The following is a 16604-nucleotide window of genomic DNA, read 5'->3' as shown; positions in this document are numbered from 1 at the left end:
GTGGGCCCACCGGTCAACAGTGTCGCATCCCTCACCGAGGGCCTCGTGAGCGCCACTGTGACAATGCTGGGGTAATCGAATACGCCGTTGCGCCAGATGCCGCTCCATCCATTTTCCTCAAAAAGTTGCTTAAGCTCTCCCACAAGATCGGTTCCAGATAACACGGCCTCATGCATCATGACCGGAAGCGTCCCGTTGTTGGGGACCCATTAGCTTGGCTGGAAAATAATGGCCTGAGTTTCCACAACATTATCCTTTGCACATAATGGTCATTTTCATTCTATATAAGAACGACTAATCGAACGTGGAAAAGCGCCGGGTACACCGAGCTGATGAGCGATGGCCGGCCCAAAGCTGTCGCGGAACTCCTGACTTTTCAGCATCAATCCCGCTCACGAGGACACCGCTGTTACGTGTTCGACATTTCTAGTCAAAAGTCGCGGACGCACCAACGCTACCGGACACGAAGATTTTGTGACAGCCGGTGTCTCTAGCGAGGAGCTGCGGGGCTCAATGCGCTTTGTCAATTCAATCCCAAGGACTTTGCGGGCATCATCTTTGCCAAAAATGGTTTCTCGAGGATTCAATTTTTATTCTTTACTAATACACCTACGATAGGGTTGGGAGAACTGAGAGGTCCGAACAATTGGAACACATGGTGATTGACGCAAACTATCAATCCCTCACGCTAAGCCATTTTGCCAGGGCCGCGAACCTAACATTGATCTCGGTCGGCAGTGACGGCAACATCGAATTTGCCAATCCCTCCGCCTGTACCCTGTTTGGATATGAGTCTGACGAAATTGTCGGTCAACCGATCACCATCATTATCCCGGAACGCATGCGGGGCGCTCACATGGCGGGCCTTGCCAGAGTCGCAGCGGGAGAGAAGCCAAACTTGGCTGGCAAAACCGTCGAAAGCCCTGCAATTAAGAAGGATGGCACCGAGTTCCCAATTGAAATAACGCTTTCGGTTGGTCCGGCCCGCGCGGGATCTGCGCTGGAGCCATCATCAAGGACATCTCCGAACGGCGCGAACGCGACAACAAACTGATGCGTTTGGCGGCGCAGGACACCTTGACCGGCCTGCACAACCGGCACCAGTTCTTGAGCCATGTCGGCGACCACCTGTCCTTGGGTGAACCCGCGACCGTCATACTTGTGGATCTCGATGGCTTCAAGGAAGTCAACGACACGCATGGTCATGCGACCGGCGATGGGCTGCTGCAAGCGGTCGGTGTCCGCCTGCAATATCTGCTGCGGCAAGACGCTATTGTGGCGCGGTTGGGCGGCGACGAATTTGCAATCCTCCTTCCGGGGAGCGGCGACCCGCTGAAAGCACATGCGGAAGCAACTGAAATCCTGGGGGCTTTCAGAAAGCCATTTCATCTCGGCGGTCTTGTGCTGGATCTCGGCGCAAGCCTTGGCATCGCGATCGCTCCGCAGCATGGCGCAGACGCCGACGAGCTCGTCGCGAGCGCCGACTTCGCTCTCTATCGCGCCAAGGCTTCCGGAGGTGGATGCGGTCGCCTGTTCGATCATTCGATGCGGAGCGAGGCCCAGGCGCGCCGAGCGATAAGAGACGAATTGCGCCAGGCACTTCAGGATGGACAACTCCGGCTCTACTATCAGCCGCAGGTGCGACTGGATACCGCTGAGCCGATCGGCTTTGAGGCGCTGATCAGATAGCATCATCCGGAAAGAGGCCTCCTTGCCCCTGGTGAGTTCCTTCCCGCGCTAGAGCAGAGCGCACTCGCCTTGGAAATCGGTTGGTGGACACTGGACGAGGCCTGCCGGGTGAGCGCCTGGGTGAATTCGCGGGGCGACACCTACAAGATCGGCGTGAACCTGTTTCCGACTCAATTCCGGGCAAAGTCCTCGACGCCCTTAGAAGGCATGGTGTCAAGCCCGCATCAATCGAGCTTGAAATCACCGAGGAGGTGGCCTTGGGCGACCACGAGCGATCGATGCGCACCCTCCTGCAATTGCGCGACCTTGGCGTCGGTGTCGCCTTCGACGACTTCGGGACTGGCTACGCTTCTCTGAGTTCCCTGCAGCGCTTCCCGCTGACGACCCTCAAGATCGACCGCGCGTTCATCCGGAACATAGATACCAACCCTTCGGAGCGGCAATCACCAGAGCATTGATCGCAATGAGCCAGGATCTCGGTTTGCAGACGATCGCTGAGGGGATCGAAACCCCAGAGCAGGAAGCAGCCCTGCGGGCGATGGGCTGTCCAGCCGGCCAAGGTTATCGCTACGGGCGACCTATGAGTGAAGGCGATCTTGCCCTATATATAGATGACCGTGGAATCCTTCATTCCGGTTTGCGAAATCGCCTCGAAGGCGAATAGCCACGACCGCGGCCACTCTGAGAGCGGAGTCGCTGATTTGCCTCGGCTACTTGTGCGATCGCTCGAATGATGGTTTCGTCTGTTCGGATATCATTCCCTGCGCCGGAATGCCCACGGCGCGTTTGCCCAAGCACAGTTCGGAACAACCGAGCAAACTGGCTCAACAAGCACTACTTGGAGCAGATGATAACGCCTCAATAGAGATCTGACCCCGACAACGCGAGTTTTACCTTGCGGTCTCTAGTGGCATTCGGAAGATAAAGCAGGTCGATGTGTCGTCGGATGTCGCACTGACGGTTCCACCGTGAGCTTTTGCGATTTCACTTGCGATATAGAGTCCGAGCCCAAGACCCTGCTTGCTCGCGTTTCCTTCACCTCGAGAGAAAGGCTGAAACAAGCGCTTCATGGTGGCCTCTGAAATCTTCGTGCCACCATTGCTAATCGCAAGCTGAAACAGGTTACCCTCTACTTTTGCAGAAAGAGTTATAGGCCTGTCGCTCGCGCCATGCGTTATCGCGTTCCCGAGGAGATTGGAAACCAATTGCTCCAGCCGGGCGTGATCCACATCGACAGGCCGATGCACATCAAAGTCGGTTTCGATGATACGCTCGGGATGCGCGACCAGAATTTCGTTGATGATCCTTGCGAGAAGCGATTCGATAGGCGCTGCCTTCGTTATATTAAGGGAGATACCGTCTCCGAGACGGCCGCGGGCGAGGTCCAGTAGATCGTCTATCAGGCTGCTCATACGCTGTACGCTTTCGCCCATAAGGCGCAAGATCCGTATCGTACGCTGATCGGTCACGTCTTTCGAAATCACTCGCAAACCAGCGGACATTGACGCGAGGGGATTGCGCAAGTCGTGGCCGAGCACAGCAATGAACTGTTCTCGTTCGTGGGCAATGCCGGCCAGTTCCTCGTTAGCCTCCTGCAATCTTTCTCGGATCTGTCTGGCCTCCGTCACGTCAAAAATGACCCCGACATAGCGATGCCCTCCGGAATCAACATCATCGACGTATTCGCCACGACGCGTCAGCCACCGTTCTTGGTCGTTATCCGCCCGTCTTATGCGGAATTCGATGCTGCTGACGTCCTGGTGTTCATCGGGAAAGCTAAGGTCGATTACCTTTCTATCGTCTGGATGGATGAGCTCGTTCAAGGTGGCGACCGCGATTACCCGAGCGGGATGAAGGCCGAACAGACGGCAGAACTGTTCCGAAACAGTGATCGTCGCCCACCCCACTCTGTGTTCGAACGTACCAATGCCCCCCGCCGACTGAGCAACACGAAGCTCTTCGGTGATCCGCTTTTGCTCCGTAATGTCGACCATATTACCGACGAACATGGTCGGCTCGTCGTCCTGATCGAATATCGCGCGGCCTCTGGCGTGCACCCACCGATACCCGCCATCGTCTTTCAACAGCCTGTAGTCTTTGGAAAAGAGTTCCGAGCCGGCCATGATCCCTGCGACAGCGAGCTTCACCCGCTTGAGGTCATCGGGATGGATCGAGTTGAAGAAACAGTTTGTAGAGGCGCCGTCCGCAAGGGCAGCCGGATCCTGCCGTGTGATTGCCGCAAACCGGGCATCGGCCACAAGCCTGTCGCGTCGAATATCCCATTCCCAGGTACATGACGCTCCCGCGACATCGAGCGCGAGCTCAAGTTGCCCACGTGCCACTGCAATATCAGGACGCGCACGCTCAAGCTCGGATTTCGCGCTATTGTCAGGGCTGTTGATGATCGTCACGCGTTTGCCCGTTTATGCAATCACCCGGTCGATGAAATCGGCGATAAGTCTTTTCAGTTTCTTCAGAGACGGCAGGTCCATCAGCATGGCGATGTACCCGCGTACCTTTCGATCCTGGACCGAAAAGTTAATGTAGAGGAACAATACGAAGCTTTGGTCACTGGTGTTGTCGAAAACGTCGAACAAAGCGGCGCTGTTACCGCGGCGAACACCGGGAAGCGACATTTTCAGCGTGTGCTGCAACATGTTCGCCATCGAGCCGAGACAGCCGTTCAAGATAACGTTCCCGGTTTCGGCGAGAGCTTCATCCGCAATTTCAGCGACGCCCGCGTCGTCCATGTCCTCGCCAATGATGGCACGGACGAGCGACAGGCCATTGCTTTCAGGAAAAATGAGAAGCGCGCGCCCGGAAAAAGGGCCCTCGAACTGCTGATGCACGGCGATGAGATCTTCGTTCTCTCGCTGACCAATCAAGGCAGCCGCAGACTTTCGTGTAACGACTTCGACAGAGGGGACAGACAGGATGACTTGCCTGTTGACCATCTTTCGCAAACTTGCCGCGGCACGGCTGACGCCGATATTGACGAGTTCTGTCAGGGCATCGCGTTCGAGATCGTCCAGCGCTAACGAACCACTGCTCATATGGCGGCCTTCCTGAGGCGAAGTTCTGCGCCGGAGATGAAGCCGCTCAAAGCTTCTTGCGTGACAGGCTTGGCCACGAAGGTCGCGTTCAGCGCGCGGACCCCTGCAATGATTTCATCCTGAACATTGGCGGTAACGACGGCGATCGGCATGTTGGGATACAAACCGCGTAGTTCTCTAGCGAGTTCAAGCCCATCCTTATCAGGCATGTTGAAGTCCAGAACGGCTACGTCAATCCTCTGGGAGTTAACGACAGCCAAAGCATCGGCGGCGCTTCCAGCCTCAACGCGCGTCCAATCGGGCTGTAATGCCGCGATCGCCTTACCGGCTACGATCCTGGCTAATTTGCTGTCGTCAACCATGAGGACTATGACCGTCATCTAAAACTCCACCAAAGGGCTGCGATCCACTTGGACGCCAACATAAACCTCTCTTTTAAAAGGCCTATGGAGACTCCGCAAGCTTGCCACTAGGTTTTTGACGCGTCCATGAGCGAAGTTTTTTTTACGTGAACCAACAGGTCGGCCATGGTAGACCCTTGAGGGGTGCCGGTGAATTGTGGGCTGTATAATAGTAGTGCTTGCCATAGAGCCGTGTGAATTTCGGTTGCTGCCGCCACATCGACGGCAAGGTCGCGGTGATTTTCCAGATAGCTGACGAGCGTCTCCGCTTCTTCGATACCACATTTTCCAGAAAGGACGATGGTACCATTGCCAAGGTCCACTGTCATGACACTAACTCCTCTATATTCACGACCAGCAGGACCTTTCCATCCCCCAGCAGAGTCGTTCCTGCAATTCCAGGTAGGCCCTCCAGCAAGCCCCCCAGCGGCCGGGTCAGGGTCTCGGCGCGCTCGGCAATCTCATCGACGGCGACCCCGATCTCGTCTTCCCCAGCCCGCACGATCAGCACCTTGAGATCGCTGGAATGCGCGCTCGGCGATTGCATCTGCAGGAGTTCGCCGAGATGCAGCAAAGGGATCGTCCTGTTGCGCAGCACGAAGGCCTTGCCCGCCCGCACGGACTGGATCGCGCTGATCGGCAGCTTGTGTGTCTCGATGACATCCGAAATGGGGATGCCATAGCGCTCATCGCCGACCTGAACGACCATCAACTGCGTCATCGCAAAGCTGATCGGCAGCTTCAGGACGAAGGAAGTGCCGGTTCCGACCGTGCTTTGCAGCTCGAGCGTCCCGCCAAGCCCTTTGACGGAACTCTGAACAGCGTCGAGGCCGACCCCGCGGCCGGACAGGTCGGACACCGAGGATGCGGTGGAAAAGCCGGGCGCGAAGACGAATTGCAGAATGTCCTGGTCGGAGAGAGCTGACGCCTGGCCTACCGATATCAGACCGCGATCGATCGCCGTCGCCCGGACGCGCTGCGGATCCATGCCACGGCCATCGTCAGCCACCTCGATCTCGACCTGGTCGCCACGCTGCCGGGCGCGCAACAGGAGGCGGCCACGGGCGGGCTTGGACTGTTGCAGTCGGTCGGCTTCCGGCTCGATGCCGTGGTCGAGACCGTTTCGAATGAGATGCAGCAAGGGTTCGAACAGGTTCTCGACGATTTCCCGGTCGGCTTCGACGGCCTCACCCTCGATGATCAGGTCGAGCGCCTTGCCGAGCCTTGCCGATGTCTCGCGCACCAGCCGCGGAAAACGGCGGAACGTGTGTTCAAGCGGGATCATGCGCGCCTGAGTGACGGCGCTATAGAGCGAGGCAACGAGACGCTCGATTTCGTGATGGTTGGCGAGGATCCGTCTCGCGAGCTGGCCATTGCCGTGGCTGCGCGCTTCATCCGCCAGCGGCACGAGGCCGTTTTTGGCGGCGATCAGCTCGCCGGCGATTTCGACGAGTTTGTCGATACGCGCAGAGTCGACCCGCATAGTTGTCGACTGACGATCCGTAGGGCGGTTTGCCGATACCTCCAGCTGGGCGGTTTCCCGTTCCTCGGATGCTCCGGGCAAGGCGAAAAGCTTGACCTGATCGGGGATCAGCCGGAACACGCCTTCCGCCTCCGCTATCGAACCGCCCGAAACGGCTTCGATCAGCAGATTGCAACGGAACGGATCGTAATCCTGCGGCGCCGGCCGGGGTTCCTTGAGCGAAAGAGCCAGATGCCTGAGGTCAGAAAGCCGCGATATCGTTGCCAGCGGATCGTCGCCATTGAAGAAACATTCGGGATGCGGCTCGTAACGGATGGCAATCAAGGTTCCTGCCGCATCCGTCGTGGGAACCTTGTGATGCAGAGACAACGCCCAGTCCGGAACTGCCGTGGGTGCAAGGGCAGTCTCCCCGGCGTCGCGCTCGGTCATTTCGCCGCTCACCAGCCTCACCAGCCTCGGCGCCTGCTTCTCCTGCGCTTCGGAAAGACGCCCCGTCTCGGAGATGCCTTCTATGCTGCTGTCAACCCATTCGATCACCGCGAGAAGCGGATCGATGAGCGTCGCGTCCACGACGATCTTGCCGGCGCGTGCTTGCGACAGAAGATCTTCCGCCTGGTGCAATATTCCGAGCATTGGACCGAAGTCGAAAAGGCCGACCGAGCCCTTCAGCGTGTGGATCGCCCGGAAGGCGCTTTCCAGGCTTTCCCGTTGGCGCGGATTGGCCTCCAGCGACAGCAGGTCTTCCGAGGCCTGCTGGACCAGTTCGCGCGCCTCGATGGCGAATTGGGCGATCAATTCAACCATTCATTTGTCTCCCGCCTCTCGGTAGACGATGGCGTCGGGAAAGCGAACCGGCTCGAAAGTCTCCGAAATGCGTGACATGGATTCCGTATGGCCGAGGCAGATATAGCCGCCGGGATAAAGCAGTTCATGAATATTGCGGGCGGCGATTTCGCGGGCCGCCTCGTCGAAATAGATCAGCAGGTTGCGGCAGAATATCACATCGAAACGCCCGAGTGACGCAAGGCTTGGCCGATCGACGATGTTGCCCTTAGCAAAGGTGACGGATTCCCGCAGATCGCCGATCAGCCGACGTTGCTGATCCTTTTCCGGTTCGAAATACCGGTCAAGGATATCTTTCGGGATTTTCGAAAGCGACCGCTGCCCGTAATGGCCGTCCACCGCCTGCCGCAGGATGGCGGTATCGATATCCGAGCCGGTAATCTCGATATTATAGGCATCCACCAGCGGCCAGTTTTCGAGCAGCCAGATGGCGATAGAATAGGGCTCCTCGCCGCTCGAACAGGGCATGGACCAGATACGGATACGATCGCCCGGACCTTTTGCTTTGATCACATCGGGCAGGATGGAATTGCTGAGGCAGGCGAGCTGGTGCTGCTCGCGATAGAAATAGGTCTCGTTGACGGTGAAGCTGTTGATCAGCAACTCGGTCTCGCGCAGGTCACCGCGCAGGATAGAAATGTAGTTTTTGGCCGATTGGGCCTTGCGCTGGCTGATCAGGTCGGTGACGCGACGCTCGATATAATAACGCTTGGTCTCGCCGAACACCATGCCGCTGCGCTGGTAGATGATCGCGCAGATTTCCTCGAGATCGGCGCCCGAAAGCGGGTCCGCACCAAAATTTCCCGAATTGGCCGGAGGGATCACCATCAGCAGACCCGATCCAGCAATGAAGCCCCGATGTCTTCGACGCGTCTGATCTCGCTCGCGCCATTGAGGCGTACCAGCTCTCCCGGCATGCCCCAAACGACGGCCGTCTCTTCGGATTCGGCGATCGTGTAACCGCCGGCGGCCTGCAACTCGGCCATGGCGGCGGCGCCATCATTCCCCATGCCGGTCATCAGGATGCCGACGAGATCGGTTGCCGGCACATGTTTCATCGCCGAGCGCACCATCCGGTCGACGCTCGGATGCCACCGATAGGCCTGATCGCTCGGAGCGGCCATTGCCACCAGCGACCCGGCGCGCGAAGAGATGATGATATCCGCATCCCCCTTGGCGATATAGATATTGCCCGGCTCCAGTTTGGTCTGCTGGCTGACCTCGCTGACGGTCAAAGCGCAGAGCTTGTCCAGCCGCCGGGCCAGAGGTCCGGTAAACGAGGCCGGCATGTGCTGCGCCACGACCACCGGGCAGCCAAAGTCCGCGGGCAGATGGGCAAGCACCGCGTCGAGCGCCGGCGGCCCGCCGGTCGATGTGCCGATCAGCACGAGACCGGTTCGACTTGAATCCCGCACCGGTCGTTGGGGGGCGGCCCCGCGACCGCGAGACGGGATTATGGTTTGCGATGGAACGACCTGCGTCCGCCGAACGCGCTCGGCGAGCCGCCGGCTGCGACGGATCCGCACTGTCGCTGCCATCCGCACCTTTTCGACAAGACGTGGAGTCAGTTCATTGATCGAAAGTGAAATCGCGCCGCCAGGCTTGGCGATGAAATCGACCGCGCCGATCTCCAGCGCAGTCAATGTCTCCTCCGCGCCCTCCTCCGTTAGTGACGACACCATCACCACCGGGCACGGATGTTCGAGCATGATGCGATCGAGACAGGCGAGCCCATCCATCAAAGGCATGTGGATATCGAGGGTCACCACATGGGGCTGGAAGCTCGAAACAGCCTTCAGAGCCTCGACACCGTCGCGGGCGAATTCGATCTCGAAATCCCCTTCCGCGCTGAACATCTGGCCCAGAAGCTTCCGCATCAACGCAGAATCCTCAACGATGAGAAGACGGATCACGGAACAGCCACCGCCGGCTTGTCTTCGGTGATCGCCGCCACGATATCCCGCTCCGCCCGGCTCAGAAGCTCCTTTGGATCGACGAGCAGGATCATCCGGCCGTCGGATTCGATATGGGCGATGCGATCGAAGACCTCCGTCCGGTCGGAAGAAAATTCAGGGGCTGCCGACAACGCGGCCGATGAGACGGCCTTCACTTCCGTTACGCCATCTACCACGAAGCCAGCCTGCAGCGTCCCGAGCGTCACGATGATGGCGCGCGCCTTCGCCGTCTCCGCCAAAGCCAACGTGTCGAAACGGGTGCGCTGGTCGATCAGCGGGATCGCCTTGCCGCGCAGGTTGATGACGCCCATCACGAAGGCCGGCGCGCCGGGCATGCGGGTGATGTCGTTCGGAACCCTGACGACCTCGTCAACCGATCCGATCGGCAGGCCGTAATTCTCGTCGCCGAGCTGGAAGATCAGGAACTGTTCGAACATGTCCTGCCTCTCACGTGTCGGTCCCATCGGTTTGGCTCCTGTATTCTGGCCGATCGCTTGGGTGACGGCATGATGGCCGAACAGTTTTCCCGGCGACAGGATGGAGATCAGCAATCCGCCATCAGCAATCCGGCCGATCGCCTCGATCTGCGCATTGCCGCGCCCGCGCTGCAAAACGGTTGGGACCGTATCAATGGCATCCTTGGGCAGCCGGCGGATCACATCCATGCCATCAACGACCAGACCCACCAGATCACCCTCGTGCTCGACGACGATGATCCGGGAGCCCTCGACCGCCGAATGCACGCCTTCGAGGCCGAGAAGCGATGCCAGCGACACCAAGGGCAGAACACTGTCGCGCATCGGAATGAGACCGACCACCGCCGACGCCGCATTCGGAATGACCGCGATATCGCCGGTCAACGTCGCGACCTCGCGGATATCGTCGAGCGGCAGACCATAGAGCTGCCCGGCGACGCGAAACGACAGCAAGGCGATGAGCTGAGCGCTTGCCTCCACCTTTGCACCACGGTCGCCATGGGCGGTCCGTTCAGACGGCGCGCGCCTCGTCACCTTGAACGCGGCATCCAGCAGGCCATTCAGATCCTGAAGCGGTGCGGCCGTCGCATCCGCCGAAAGTCGCAGCACGTCATCGACAAGAAGGCCGACGGCGCCACCGTGATCGTAAACGATGATCTTGCCATCCGGGCGCGCATTGTGGCTGCCGTTCAGGACCTTGCCCATTGACAGGACCGGGGTCGGCTTACCGCGGAGATTGGCGATGCCGGCCAGCGCCTCGGGCCCATGCGGAACTCGGGTGATATACGGCACCCGCACGACCTCCATCACAAGGCCCGCGTCGATCTCGTGGCTCTGCTCTCCGACCCGGAATACCAGCCGCCGTCGATCGACATCCGCTGGGGAGGGTGACCCTGCCATGGCTTCAGTTTCCGGACATCTGGAGTTCGTCCGCCAGCGATGCGATTTCCTCGACCGCCGCCGCTAGGTCCTCCGCCCCGCGGGACTGCTGCCTTGCCGCGGTCGCGGCCTGCTCGGAGGCGGCGCTCGCCTCCTGCGCCACAGATGCAATCTGCTGCGTTCCGGCCTGAACCTGCTTGGCGGCGACGAGGATCGCCTGCGTCGCATTGAGGATCGATGCGTTGCCGCGCACCATCAGGTCCACATCGGCTTCCGCCGCGATCAGCCGATCGACGATCTGCTTGTTTTTGGCGATCTCGGCCTCGGAGGCCACGACGATCATTTCCAGTTCCCGCTGCACGGCTGCGATCTGTACCTGGATCTGCCGCACGATGTCCTTGACGCCATCGATATTCTCGGCGGCATACTGGGCGAGCTTGCGGATATCGGTCGAAACGATCGCAAAACCACGGCCCGCCTCGCCGGCCCTCGCCGCCTCGACCGAACCGCTGACCGCCAGCATGCTGGTCTGCACTGCGACGAGAACGATCCGGTCCACCGTGCGCTCGATCTGGAAACCGATCTCGCCGAGCGAATTCAGATCCGTCAAAGCGTTCCGCGTTTCGCCGAGAGCATCGGAAACACCTGCCGCAATCGCATCCAGGCCGGCCTTGTTTCTGCCCAGGAACTTCTTGATCTCCTCGGCGCGCTGGCTTGACTGCTCGGCACTCTCCTGGGTCTGGGAAGCGCTCTTTTCGATCTGAGTCATGGCCGCATTGGCCTGCTGCGTGGCAGCTGCCTGCGCTTCCGCCCCGCGGCTGATCTGCTCGATCGCAATGAGAATTTCACCAGCCGCACCGGAAAGCTCCTGAACGGTGGCGGACAGCTCTTCTGCTGCAGAACTCAGCTCTTCCGTCCGCGAGGCCCGGCCGCTTTCGTTCATCAGCTCATCGGCAAGTGTGGCCAGAGATTGCGCCGTCTGCTGGCTTTCCTCTAACGCCGCGCTCTGTTGCTGGACCGCGCGTTGCGCCTCGGTCGCAGCCGCGGATTGCTCTTCGGCCGCTGCCGCAACAGCTTCGGCACCCTTCTGGGCCTCGCGCGTAGCGACTTCCGCTTCGACCGCAGCGATCAGGATCACCTGGCTGTTCTGCGACAGGGCGGTGAGGCCCGAGCGGATGGCATGTAGTTCCTCGGACACCGTCCGGCCCGAAGCCGTCTGCTCCTGCGCCTTGGTGGCAGCGGACCGGATGCGATCGGCAATCCGGCGAACGCCATCGACGACCGTCTCGGCATGCTGGCTGACATCGCGGGAGCTTCGCTCGGCAATTTCCGCCAGCGACCGGACCTCGTCGGCGACGACCGCAAATCCACGGCCTTCGTCACCGGCCCGCGCCGCCTCGATCGCCGCATTGAGCGCGAGCAGATTGGTGCGGTCCGAGATATCGGCAACCGCGACGGTCGTAGCGCCGATGCTTTCCGCCTGGGATTGCAGCCTGTCGATGACGGCAACGGAAGCGATCTGGCGTGAAGCATTCGCATCGATTGCGGAGATCGACGTATCGATCTGCGCCGCGGATTCGAAGACAGAGGTCTGAAGTTCCTCGGTGCGCCTGCGCGCGGCTTCCGCTTCCGTCCTAGCCTCGGAGAACCGCGCCGAAAGGTGGGTGGTAGCGGACAAAGACTCATGCGCTGCTCCTGCTGCTTCTTCGGCCCCGCTGGCGATCTGCTCAAGCGCCCGGCGCAACTCTTCTGCGGCTGCCGCGGCTTCCGACACGCCCGTCGCAAGTTGTTCCGTCGCAGCCCCGATTCGCTCGGCCGCCTGCTGTTGCCGCACGCGCGAACGATCCTGCGATCGTCGGCTGACGGATCTTGTGTTTGGCTCCGCCACAGCTCCCGTCTGGCCGGCCTTCGGAGGATTTGTCTTTGCGCCTAACTGCGAGGTTTTCACCAGTGCCATGCGTTTCCAATCTCGTGAACTTATGAGCTGAGCCTGCAACGCAAGGAATTGCCCTTGATCATACAGTCTATGGCGCAAACGACGGCATAACGCAAACCTTTCGTCATGCACAGGATATCCGAGATCGCCAACGATTATAGGAACGGGACGAGAACGACGCCAGGTGGCATTTAGAGCGCCGCGCCGCGGAGACGATCTATGCTATGCCGTCCAATAATCCTTGGGGATCGTCTAAAATGGACCCGTTGTCCGATGTCATCTCGTTCATGGAACTGAAAAGCTGTCACGTGGGCGTTCACGGCGGACGACTGGTCGGTCCGTTTCGATCCACATGATGGCATTAAATGCTACGCCGTGAAACCGCCGACCCAGACAACTGCTCCGGCGACGAAGACCAAAATTGCATTGAGCCAAAGCACTCTCGTTTCCCCGCGAGAAAGATGCAAGGCCACAGCCGACAATTGCAAGAGTACCATGCCTGCCGCGGCGAGAGTCGTAAGCCATGGCATATACGTAATGCTGCCGGGGCATCGTAACGTTAACCCCTCGGCGATTGCCCTGTGCGATTTTGCGGCATGACCCAAACCGTTCGTGATCCCCTTTATCGCCGCCACCGGTTCCCAGCTGAAGTGATTGCTCATGCCGTCTGGCTTTATCTTCGCTTCCCGCTCAGCTTGCGCATGATCGAAGACTTACTGGCGGCGCGCGGGATAACTGTCTCGCACCAGACAGTCCGCCTTTGGGCCGAGAAATTCGGGCGGCGCTTTGCCAATGAAATCCGGCGGCGATCGGCCGGAAAGCTTGGCGACAAATGGTATCTCGATGAAGTCGTCATCTCCATTGGCGGCAAGAAACATTGGCTCTGGCGCGCCGTCGATCAGGATGGTTTCGTCCTTGACGTCCTTGTCCAGAGCCGCCGCAATGCCAAGGCTGCAAAGCGTTTGATGCGAAAACTCCTGAAAGGACAAGGCCGTTCGCCTCGCGTGATGATCACCGACAAGCTCCGGTCCTACGGTGCGGCGAAGCGGGAGATCATGCCCGCCGTCGAGCATCGTTCACATAAGGGACTGAACAATCGGGCAGAAAACTCTCATCAGCCGATCCGAAGGCGAGAGCGGATCATGAAGCGCTTCAAGTCGGCACGACACCTTCAGCGTTTCGTTTCCATCCACGACCCGATCGCCAACCTCTTCCAAATTCCCCGCCACGACACTTCATCTCTCCATTATCGCGAGCTGCGAGTAGCCGCGACGCAGATGTGGAGCGAGATCGCTCATCTTCAGGTAGCCTGATTGCAGACCTCGTGCCCTAACTTGACCCGAGGTCCATAAGTTTACAGTGCCCACCGACGGCATGCGTACCTCGTAATGGCAGCGCCAACCGGCTTCATTCAACCAAAGCACCAATAAGCGAAGCCTCCCTGACCTTCCCTGGCTTATTCAATTTGGCAGCCACGCATCCCAGCATACTTCGTAGCTCAGGCTCCCTGATCCTTAAGGCAGCGTCGTGAGGCGAAAGCCAGACAGCAACTCTCTGACCTTGCTCCGGAAAGTTGTTCGCGATCGAACCAACCTTAAGCAGATGGACTTGGACGACGGACGGCACCTTGTCACCGCCCTCCAATGTTTTGAGATAGGTGTAATAACCAAAGGCTCGCTTTTTAGCCTTGCCCTTTATGCCGGCCTCTTCCCAAGCTTCCCGCTCCGCGACCTGATGGGGAAGCTTCTGCTCAATCGGCCAACCTTTTGGAATGATCCAACGACCGCTGTCTCGCGCAGAAATCAACAGTACTTCGACTTCTGCGGACACCGGATGACGCCGATAGCAAATCGCGGCGTACTGCTCGATTGCTCGTCCAGAGAACAGCTTTTCGGCTTCCTCAGCCAACTTCCCGAGATATGTTTTCGGCCTCTTTTTAGACATTGGCATCCCAACGTGTCTTTCCATCCGGCCCCGCCGTCCGACTTTGTAGAAGCTGCCCCTTCCCTTCCAGGACGGGATAAGCGGCGGCAGCAACCAAATGCGAATTGATCTGCTTGAAGTCTCTTAACAGGTCAAGATGAAGCGAGCTTGTCTCGGCCGTATCGATGCCGCCGCTACGCAGTCGCTCAAAGTGAGCGTCGGTCCCTTCTCGCTCGGCCCTACGAAAGATCACTTTCTCGTTTGCTAGAAGCCTTGCTGCGCGCTCGTCCTGCGTCATGAAAAGGCCGGCAGCCGTCTGAAGATTGGTTAGGAGTCGGTCAAAGAGGTGGTTGAGCTCGCGCTGGCCTTCTTTTGAGAAGTTCAATCCCCGGCGGATGCGTTTGGCGAGATGAGGCAATAGGTTTTCATTAAAAACATCACCCGCATGCTCCATATTCATGGAAAACAGGAGGATTTCGTTTAACCGCCGCGTATCGGCTTCACCAAGCTCTTCGGGATCAATGGATGTCAGATAGGCCTTAAGTGCGAGGTTAAGGCGTTCGATAACATTGTTCATCGCACGCAACCCGGCCAACGACTTCCTATCCGTGCTGGACATGGCCGCCTTCGCGCCCTTCAACATTTCCGTCAAAACATCCACGAGGCGAAGCGCTTCCCGTGCACCGGCACCTAAGGCCACTACAGGCGTCTCTTTAGCGGCTGGATCGAGATATTTTGGTTGAGCCGGATCCGCTTGGTTCAGTCCGCGCGGCAATAGCCGAGTGATCAGATCAGCATAAGGGCGTAGAAATGGCATGAAGACGAATGCCAGCACCAAATTGAAGGCTGTGTGAAAGTCAGCGACTGCTCTGGCGGTGTCGTGTGAAAGCCGGTCCGAGAGATCAGTAATGGGTTGTAGGAGCATTAAGGCTGCGATGACCCCGAAAATTCGTGTGATCAGGTTACTGATCGGAAGGCGCTTTACCGAAAGATCCGGGCCTGAATGACCTTCGATGACTAGATTGATTGCCGTTCCCAGATTTGCTCCGAGCACAAGGGCAAATGCCTGGTACGGGTCGATCAGTCCCCTGCTCGCCAGCGATACGATGAGAAGCACGACCGCGACGCTTGAATGCGCTGCCCAGGTTACAATCGCCGCCAAGAGGACACAGAGGACTGGCGTGGAGGAAATGTTTTCCAGGATGCTGACAAGGATTCTCGAGCCTTCATACCCAGTCATCAGAACGAGGAGTTGGTGGAGCGCCAGTAGCATGAACCCGAGACCAATGAAGACCCGGCCAAGATCATGAACCTGCGGGTTTGCTACCCTGCGAAACATCAAGACGCCGACCAGGATTAGAGCAGGCGAAACTGCAGCAACATCGAAAGACAAAACTTGCACGATCAACGTCGTCCCGACATTCGCTCCAAGCATTATGGCCAGGCCTGGGACCAGATCGACAAGACCACCGGCCGCAAACCCTGAAGCCATAAGGCCCGTGGCTGTGCTGCTTTGTAGAACCGCGGTCACACCTACGCCAGCAAGAAACGCCTTTACTCGATTACTCAGTGCGTGACCAAGGACTGACTTCAAATTTGGCCCGAACGCGCGCTGTATCCCTGTTTGGACCATCCGCGTACCCCACAGGAGAAGGGCAATATGTCCGGCGAGGGCGATGAGCCCGCCAATAAGTGCCATGTTAGTCCTCAGATTGCAGGAGGAAACTCGATCAGCAGACAGCTGCAAATCACTCTATCTGATTAGCCGACTATGGTTTCCCACTATTAGCAACATTGCAAGTCACATTGTCACAAAAGTGTCATATCCAATATGCATGTTTACAAGCAGATGGATAACGGGCAATTTTGAGGACGGACAAATGCGTTTGATAACATGGAATAACGCAATGAGAACGCAACAATCAACGTAATCTAAGCCCCCAATCTGGGATCCGTGAAGATGATA

Annotated in this window: 15 protein-coding genes and 1 pseudogene; 4 read left to right on the top strand and 12 right to left on the bottom strand. The window is 58.6% G+C overall.

Annotated elements, in window-relative coordinates; all coding sequences use genetic code 11:
- Positions 1-655 precede the first annotated feature (655 nt).
- From AVCG78_RS25075 to AVCG78_RS27405, 3 genes and pseudogenes are all read left to right on the top strand, one after another.
- Positions 656-1054 (top strand): PAS domain S-box protein, encoded by a 399-nt coding sequence (locus AVCG78_RS25075; protein ID WP_071204584.1) that lies wholly within the window; start codon positions 656-658, stop codon positions 1052-1054.
- Positions 1054-1689, top strand: a complete 636-nt coding sequence (locus AVCG78_RS25070; RefSeq protein WP_071204585.1) for a GGDEF domain-containing protein — start codon at positions 1054-1056, stop codon at positions 1687-1689. Before AVCG78_RS25075 ends, AVCG78_RS25070 begins: the two co-directional genes overlap by 1 nt.
- 83 nt (positions 1690-1772) lie before the next feature.
- Positions 1773-2353, top strand: a pseudogene (locus AVCG78_RS27405) (EAL domain-containing protein).
- A gap of 226 nt (positions 2354-2579) precedes the next feature.
- Here the strand turns inward: AVCG78_RS27405 and AVCG78_RS25055 are convergent.
- From AVCG78_RS25055 to AVCG78_RS27400, 10 genes are all read right to left on the bottom strand, one after another.
- Positions 2580-4100 carry a sensor histidine kinase gene (locus AVCG78_RS25055; RefSeq protein ID WP_071204588.1) on the bottom strand — a complete coding sequence of 507 codons (1521 nt, stop codon included), beginning with the start codon at positions 4098-4100 and terminating at the stop codon, positions 2580-2582.
- Positions 4101-4112: 12 nt separating this feature from the next.
- Positions 4113-4742: a chemotaxis protein CheX gene (locus tag AVCG78_RS25050; protein WP_071204589.1), complete on the bottom strand. Its 630-nt coding sequence runs from the start codon at positions 4740-4742 to the stop codon at positions 4113-4115.
- Positions 4739-5122, bottom strand: a complete 384-nt coding sequence (locus tag AVCG78_RS25045; RefSeq protein ID WP_071204590.1) for a response regulator — start codon at positions 5120-5122, stop codon at positions 4739-4741. Before AVCG78_RS25045 ends, AVCG78_RS25050 begins: the two co-directional genes overlap by 4 nt.
- Before the next feature lie 89 nt (positions 5123-5211).
- Positions 5212-5472, bottom strand: coding sequence for a hypothetical protein (locus AVCG78_RS25040; protein ID WP_071204591.1), 261 nt, complete (start codon positions 5470-5472; stop codon positions 5212-5214).
- Positions 5469-7430 carry a chemotaxis protein CheA gene (locus tag AVCG78_RS25035; RefSeq protein ID WP_071204592.1) on the bottom strand — a complete coding sequence of 654 codons (1962 nt, stop codon included), beginning with the start codon at positions 7428-7430 and terminating at the stop codon, positions 5469-5471. Before AVCG78_RS25035 ends, AVCG78_RS25040 begins: the two co-directional genes overlap by 4 nt.
- Positions 7431-8297 carry a CheR family methyltransferase gene (locus AVCG78_RS25030; protein WP_071204593.1) on the bottom strand — a complete coding sequence of 289 codons (867 nt, stop codon included), beginning with the start codon at positions 8295-8297 and terminating at the stop codon, positions 7431-7433.
- A complete protein-coding gene (cheB, locus tag AVCG78_RS25025) occupies positions 8297-9382 on the bottom strand; it encodes a chemotaxis-specific protein-glutamate methyltransferase CheB (protein ID WP_071204594.1) in 1086 nt (361 codons plus the stop codon). The genes AVCG78_RS25030 and cheB overlap by 1 nt, the downstream gene beginning before the upstream one ends.
- Complete coding sequence (locus tag AVCG78_RS25020) at positions 9379-10800, bottom strand: chemotaxis protein CheW (RefSeq protein ID WP_071204595.1); 1422 nt, start codon at positions 10798-10800, stop codon at positions 9379-9381. Before AVCG78_RS25020 ends, cheB begins: the two co-directional genes overlap by 4 nt.
- 4 nt (positions 10801-10804) lie before the next feature.
- Positions 10805-12736, bottom strand: coding sequence for a methyl-accepting chemotaxis protein (locus tag AVCG78_RS25015; protein WP_071204596.1), 1932 nt, complete (start codon positions 12734-12736; stop codon positions 10805-10807).
- 347 nt (positions 12737-13083) lie between these two features.
- Complete coding sequence (locus tag AVCG78_RS27400; protein ID WP_409065507.1) at positions 13084-13212, bottom strand: hypothetical protein; 129 nt, start codon at positions 13210-13212, stop codon at positions 13084-13086.
- 99 nt (positions 13213-13311) lie between these two features.
- Between AVCG78_RS27400 and AVCG78_RS25010 the strand changes: the two genes are divergently transcribed.
- Positions 13312-14028, top strand: coding sequence for an IS6 family transposase (locus AVCG78_RS25010; RefSeq protein WP_041699307.1), 717 nt, complete (start codon positions 13312-13314; stop codon positions 14026-14028).
- Between the two features lie 94 nt (positions 14029-14122).
- Here the strand turns inward: AVCG78_RS25010 and AVCG78_RS25005 are convergent, their stop codons facing one another.
- Together AVCG78_RS25005 and AVCG78_RS25000 are read right to left on the bottom strand one after the other, a co-directional pair.
- Positions 14123-14659: an NUDIX hydrolase gene (locus AVCG78_RS25005; protein WP_012650492.1), complete on the bottom strand. Its 537-nt coding sequence runs from the start codon at positions 14657-14659 to the stop codon at positions 14123-14125.
- Positions 14652-16337, bottom strand: coding sequence for a Na/Pi cotransporter family protein (locus tag AVCG78_RS25000; protein ID WP_012650491.1), 1686 nt, complete (start codon positions 16335-16337; stop codon positions 14652-14654). The genes AVCG78_RS25005 and AVCG78_RS25000 overlap by 8 nt, the downstream gene beginning before the upstream one ends.
- Positions 16338-16604 lie beyond the last annotated feature (267 nt).

It is taken from the genome of Gillisella vitis (assembly GCF_021559775.1).
Taxonomy (GTDB): domain Bacteria; phylum Pseudomonadota; class Alphaproteobacteria; order Rhizobiales; family Rhizobiaceae; genus Allorhizobium; species Allorhizobium ampelinum.
Note: the sequence above shows the minus strand (reverse complement) of the source record. Positions and strands in the feature narration are given on the sequence as shown.

What these genes read in the sequence shown, in the direction of transcription:
- AVCG78_RS25075 (WP_071204584.1), top strand. Translation starts at nt 656, where the DNA reads ATGGTGATTGACGCAAACTATCAATCCCTCACGCTAAGCCATTTTGCC.
- AVCG78_RS25070 (WP_071204585.1), top strand. Translation starts at nt 1,054, where the DNA reads ATGCGTTTGGCGGCGCAGGACACCTTGACCGGCCTGCACAACCGGCAC.
- AVCG78_RS25050 (WP_071204589.1), bottom strand. Translation starts at nt 4,742, where the DNA reads ATGAGCAGTGGTTCGTTAGCGCTGGACGATCTCGAACGCGATGCCCTG.
- AVCG78_RS25045 (WP_071204590.1), bottom strand. Translation starts at nt 5,122, where the DNA reads ATGACGGTCATAGTCCTCATGGTTGACGACAGCAAATTAGCCAGGATC.
- AVCG78_RS25040 (WP_071204591.1), bottom strand. Translation starts at nt 5,472, where the DNA reads ATGACAGTGGACCTTGGCAATGGTACCATCGTCCTTTCTGGAAAATGT.
- AVCG78_RS25035 (WP_071204592.1), bottom strand. Translation starts at nt 7,430, where the DNA reads ATGGTTGAATTGATCGCCCAATTCGCCATCGAGGCGCGCGAACTGGTC.
- AVCG78_RS25030 (WP_071204593.1), bottom strand. Translation starts at nt 8,297, where the DNA reads ATGGTGATCCCTCCGGCCAATTCGGGAAATTTTGGTGCGGACCCGCTT.
- AVCG78_RS25020 (WP_071204595.1), bottom strand. Translation starts at nt 10,800, where the DNA reads ATGGCAGGGTCACCCTCCCCAGCGGATGTCGATCGACGGCGGCTGGTA.
- AVCG78_RS25015 (WP_071204596.1), bottom strand. Translation starts at nt 12,736, where the DNA reads ATGGCACTGGTGAAAACCTCGCAGTTAGGCGCAAAGACAAATCCTCCG.
- AVCG78_RS27400 (WP_409065507.1), bottom strand. Translation starts at nt 13,212, where the DNA reads ATGGTACTCTTGCAATTGTCGGCTGTGGCCTTGCATCTTTCTCGCGGG.
- AVCG78_RS25010 (WP_041699307.1), top strand. Translation starts at nt 13,312, where the DNA reads ATGACCCAAACCGTTCGTGATCCCCTTTATCGCCGCCACCGGTTCCCA.
- AVCG78_RS25005 (WP_012650492.1), bottom strand. Translation starts at nt 14,659, where the DNA reads ATGTCTAAAAAGAGGCCGAAAACATATCTCGGGAAGTTGGCTGAGGAA.
- AVCG78_RS25000 (WP_012650491.1), bottom strand. Translation starts at nt 16,337, where the DNA reads ATGGCACTTATTGGCGGGCTCATCGCCCTCGCCGGACATATTGCCCTT.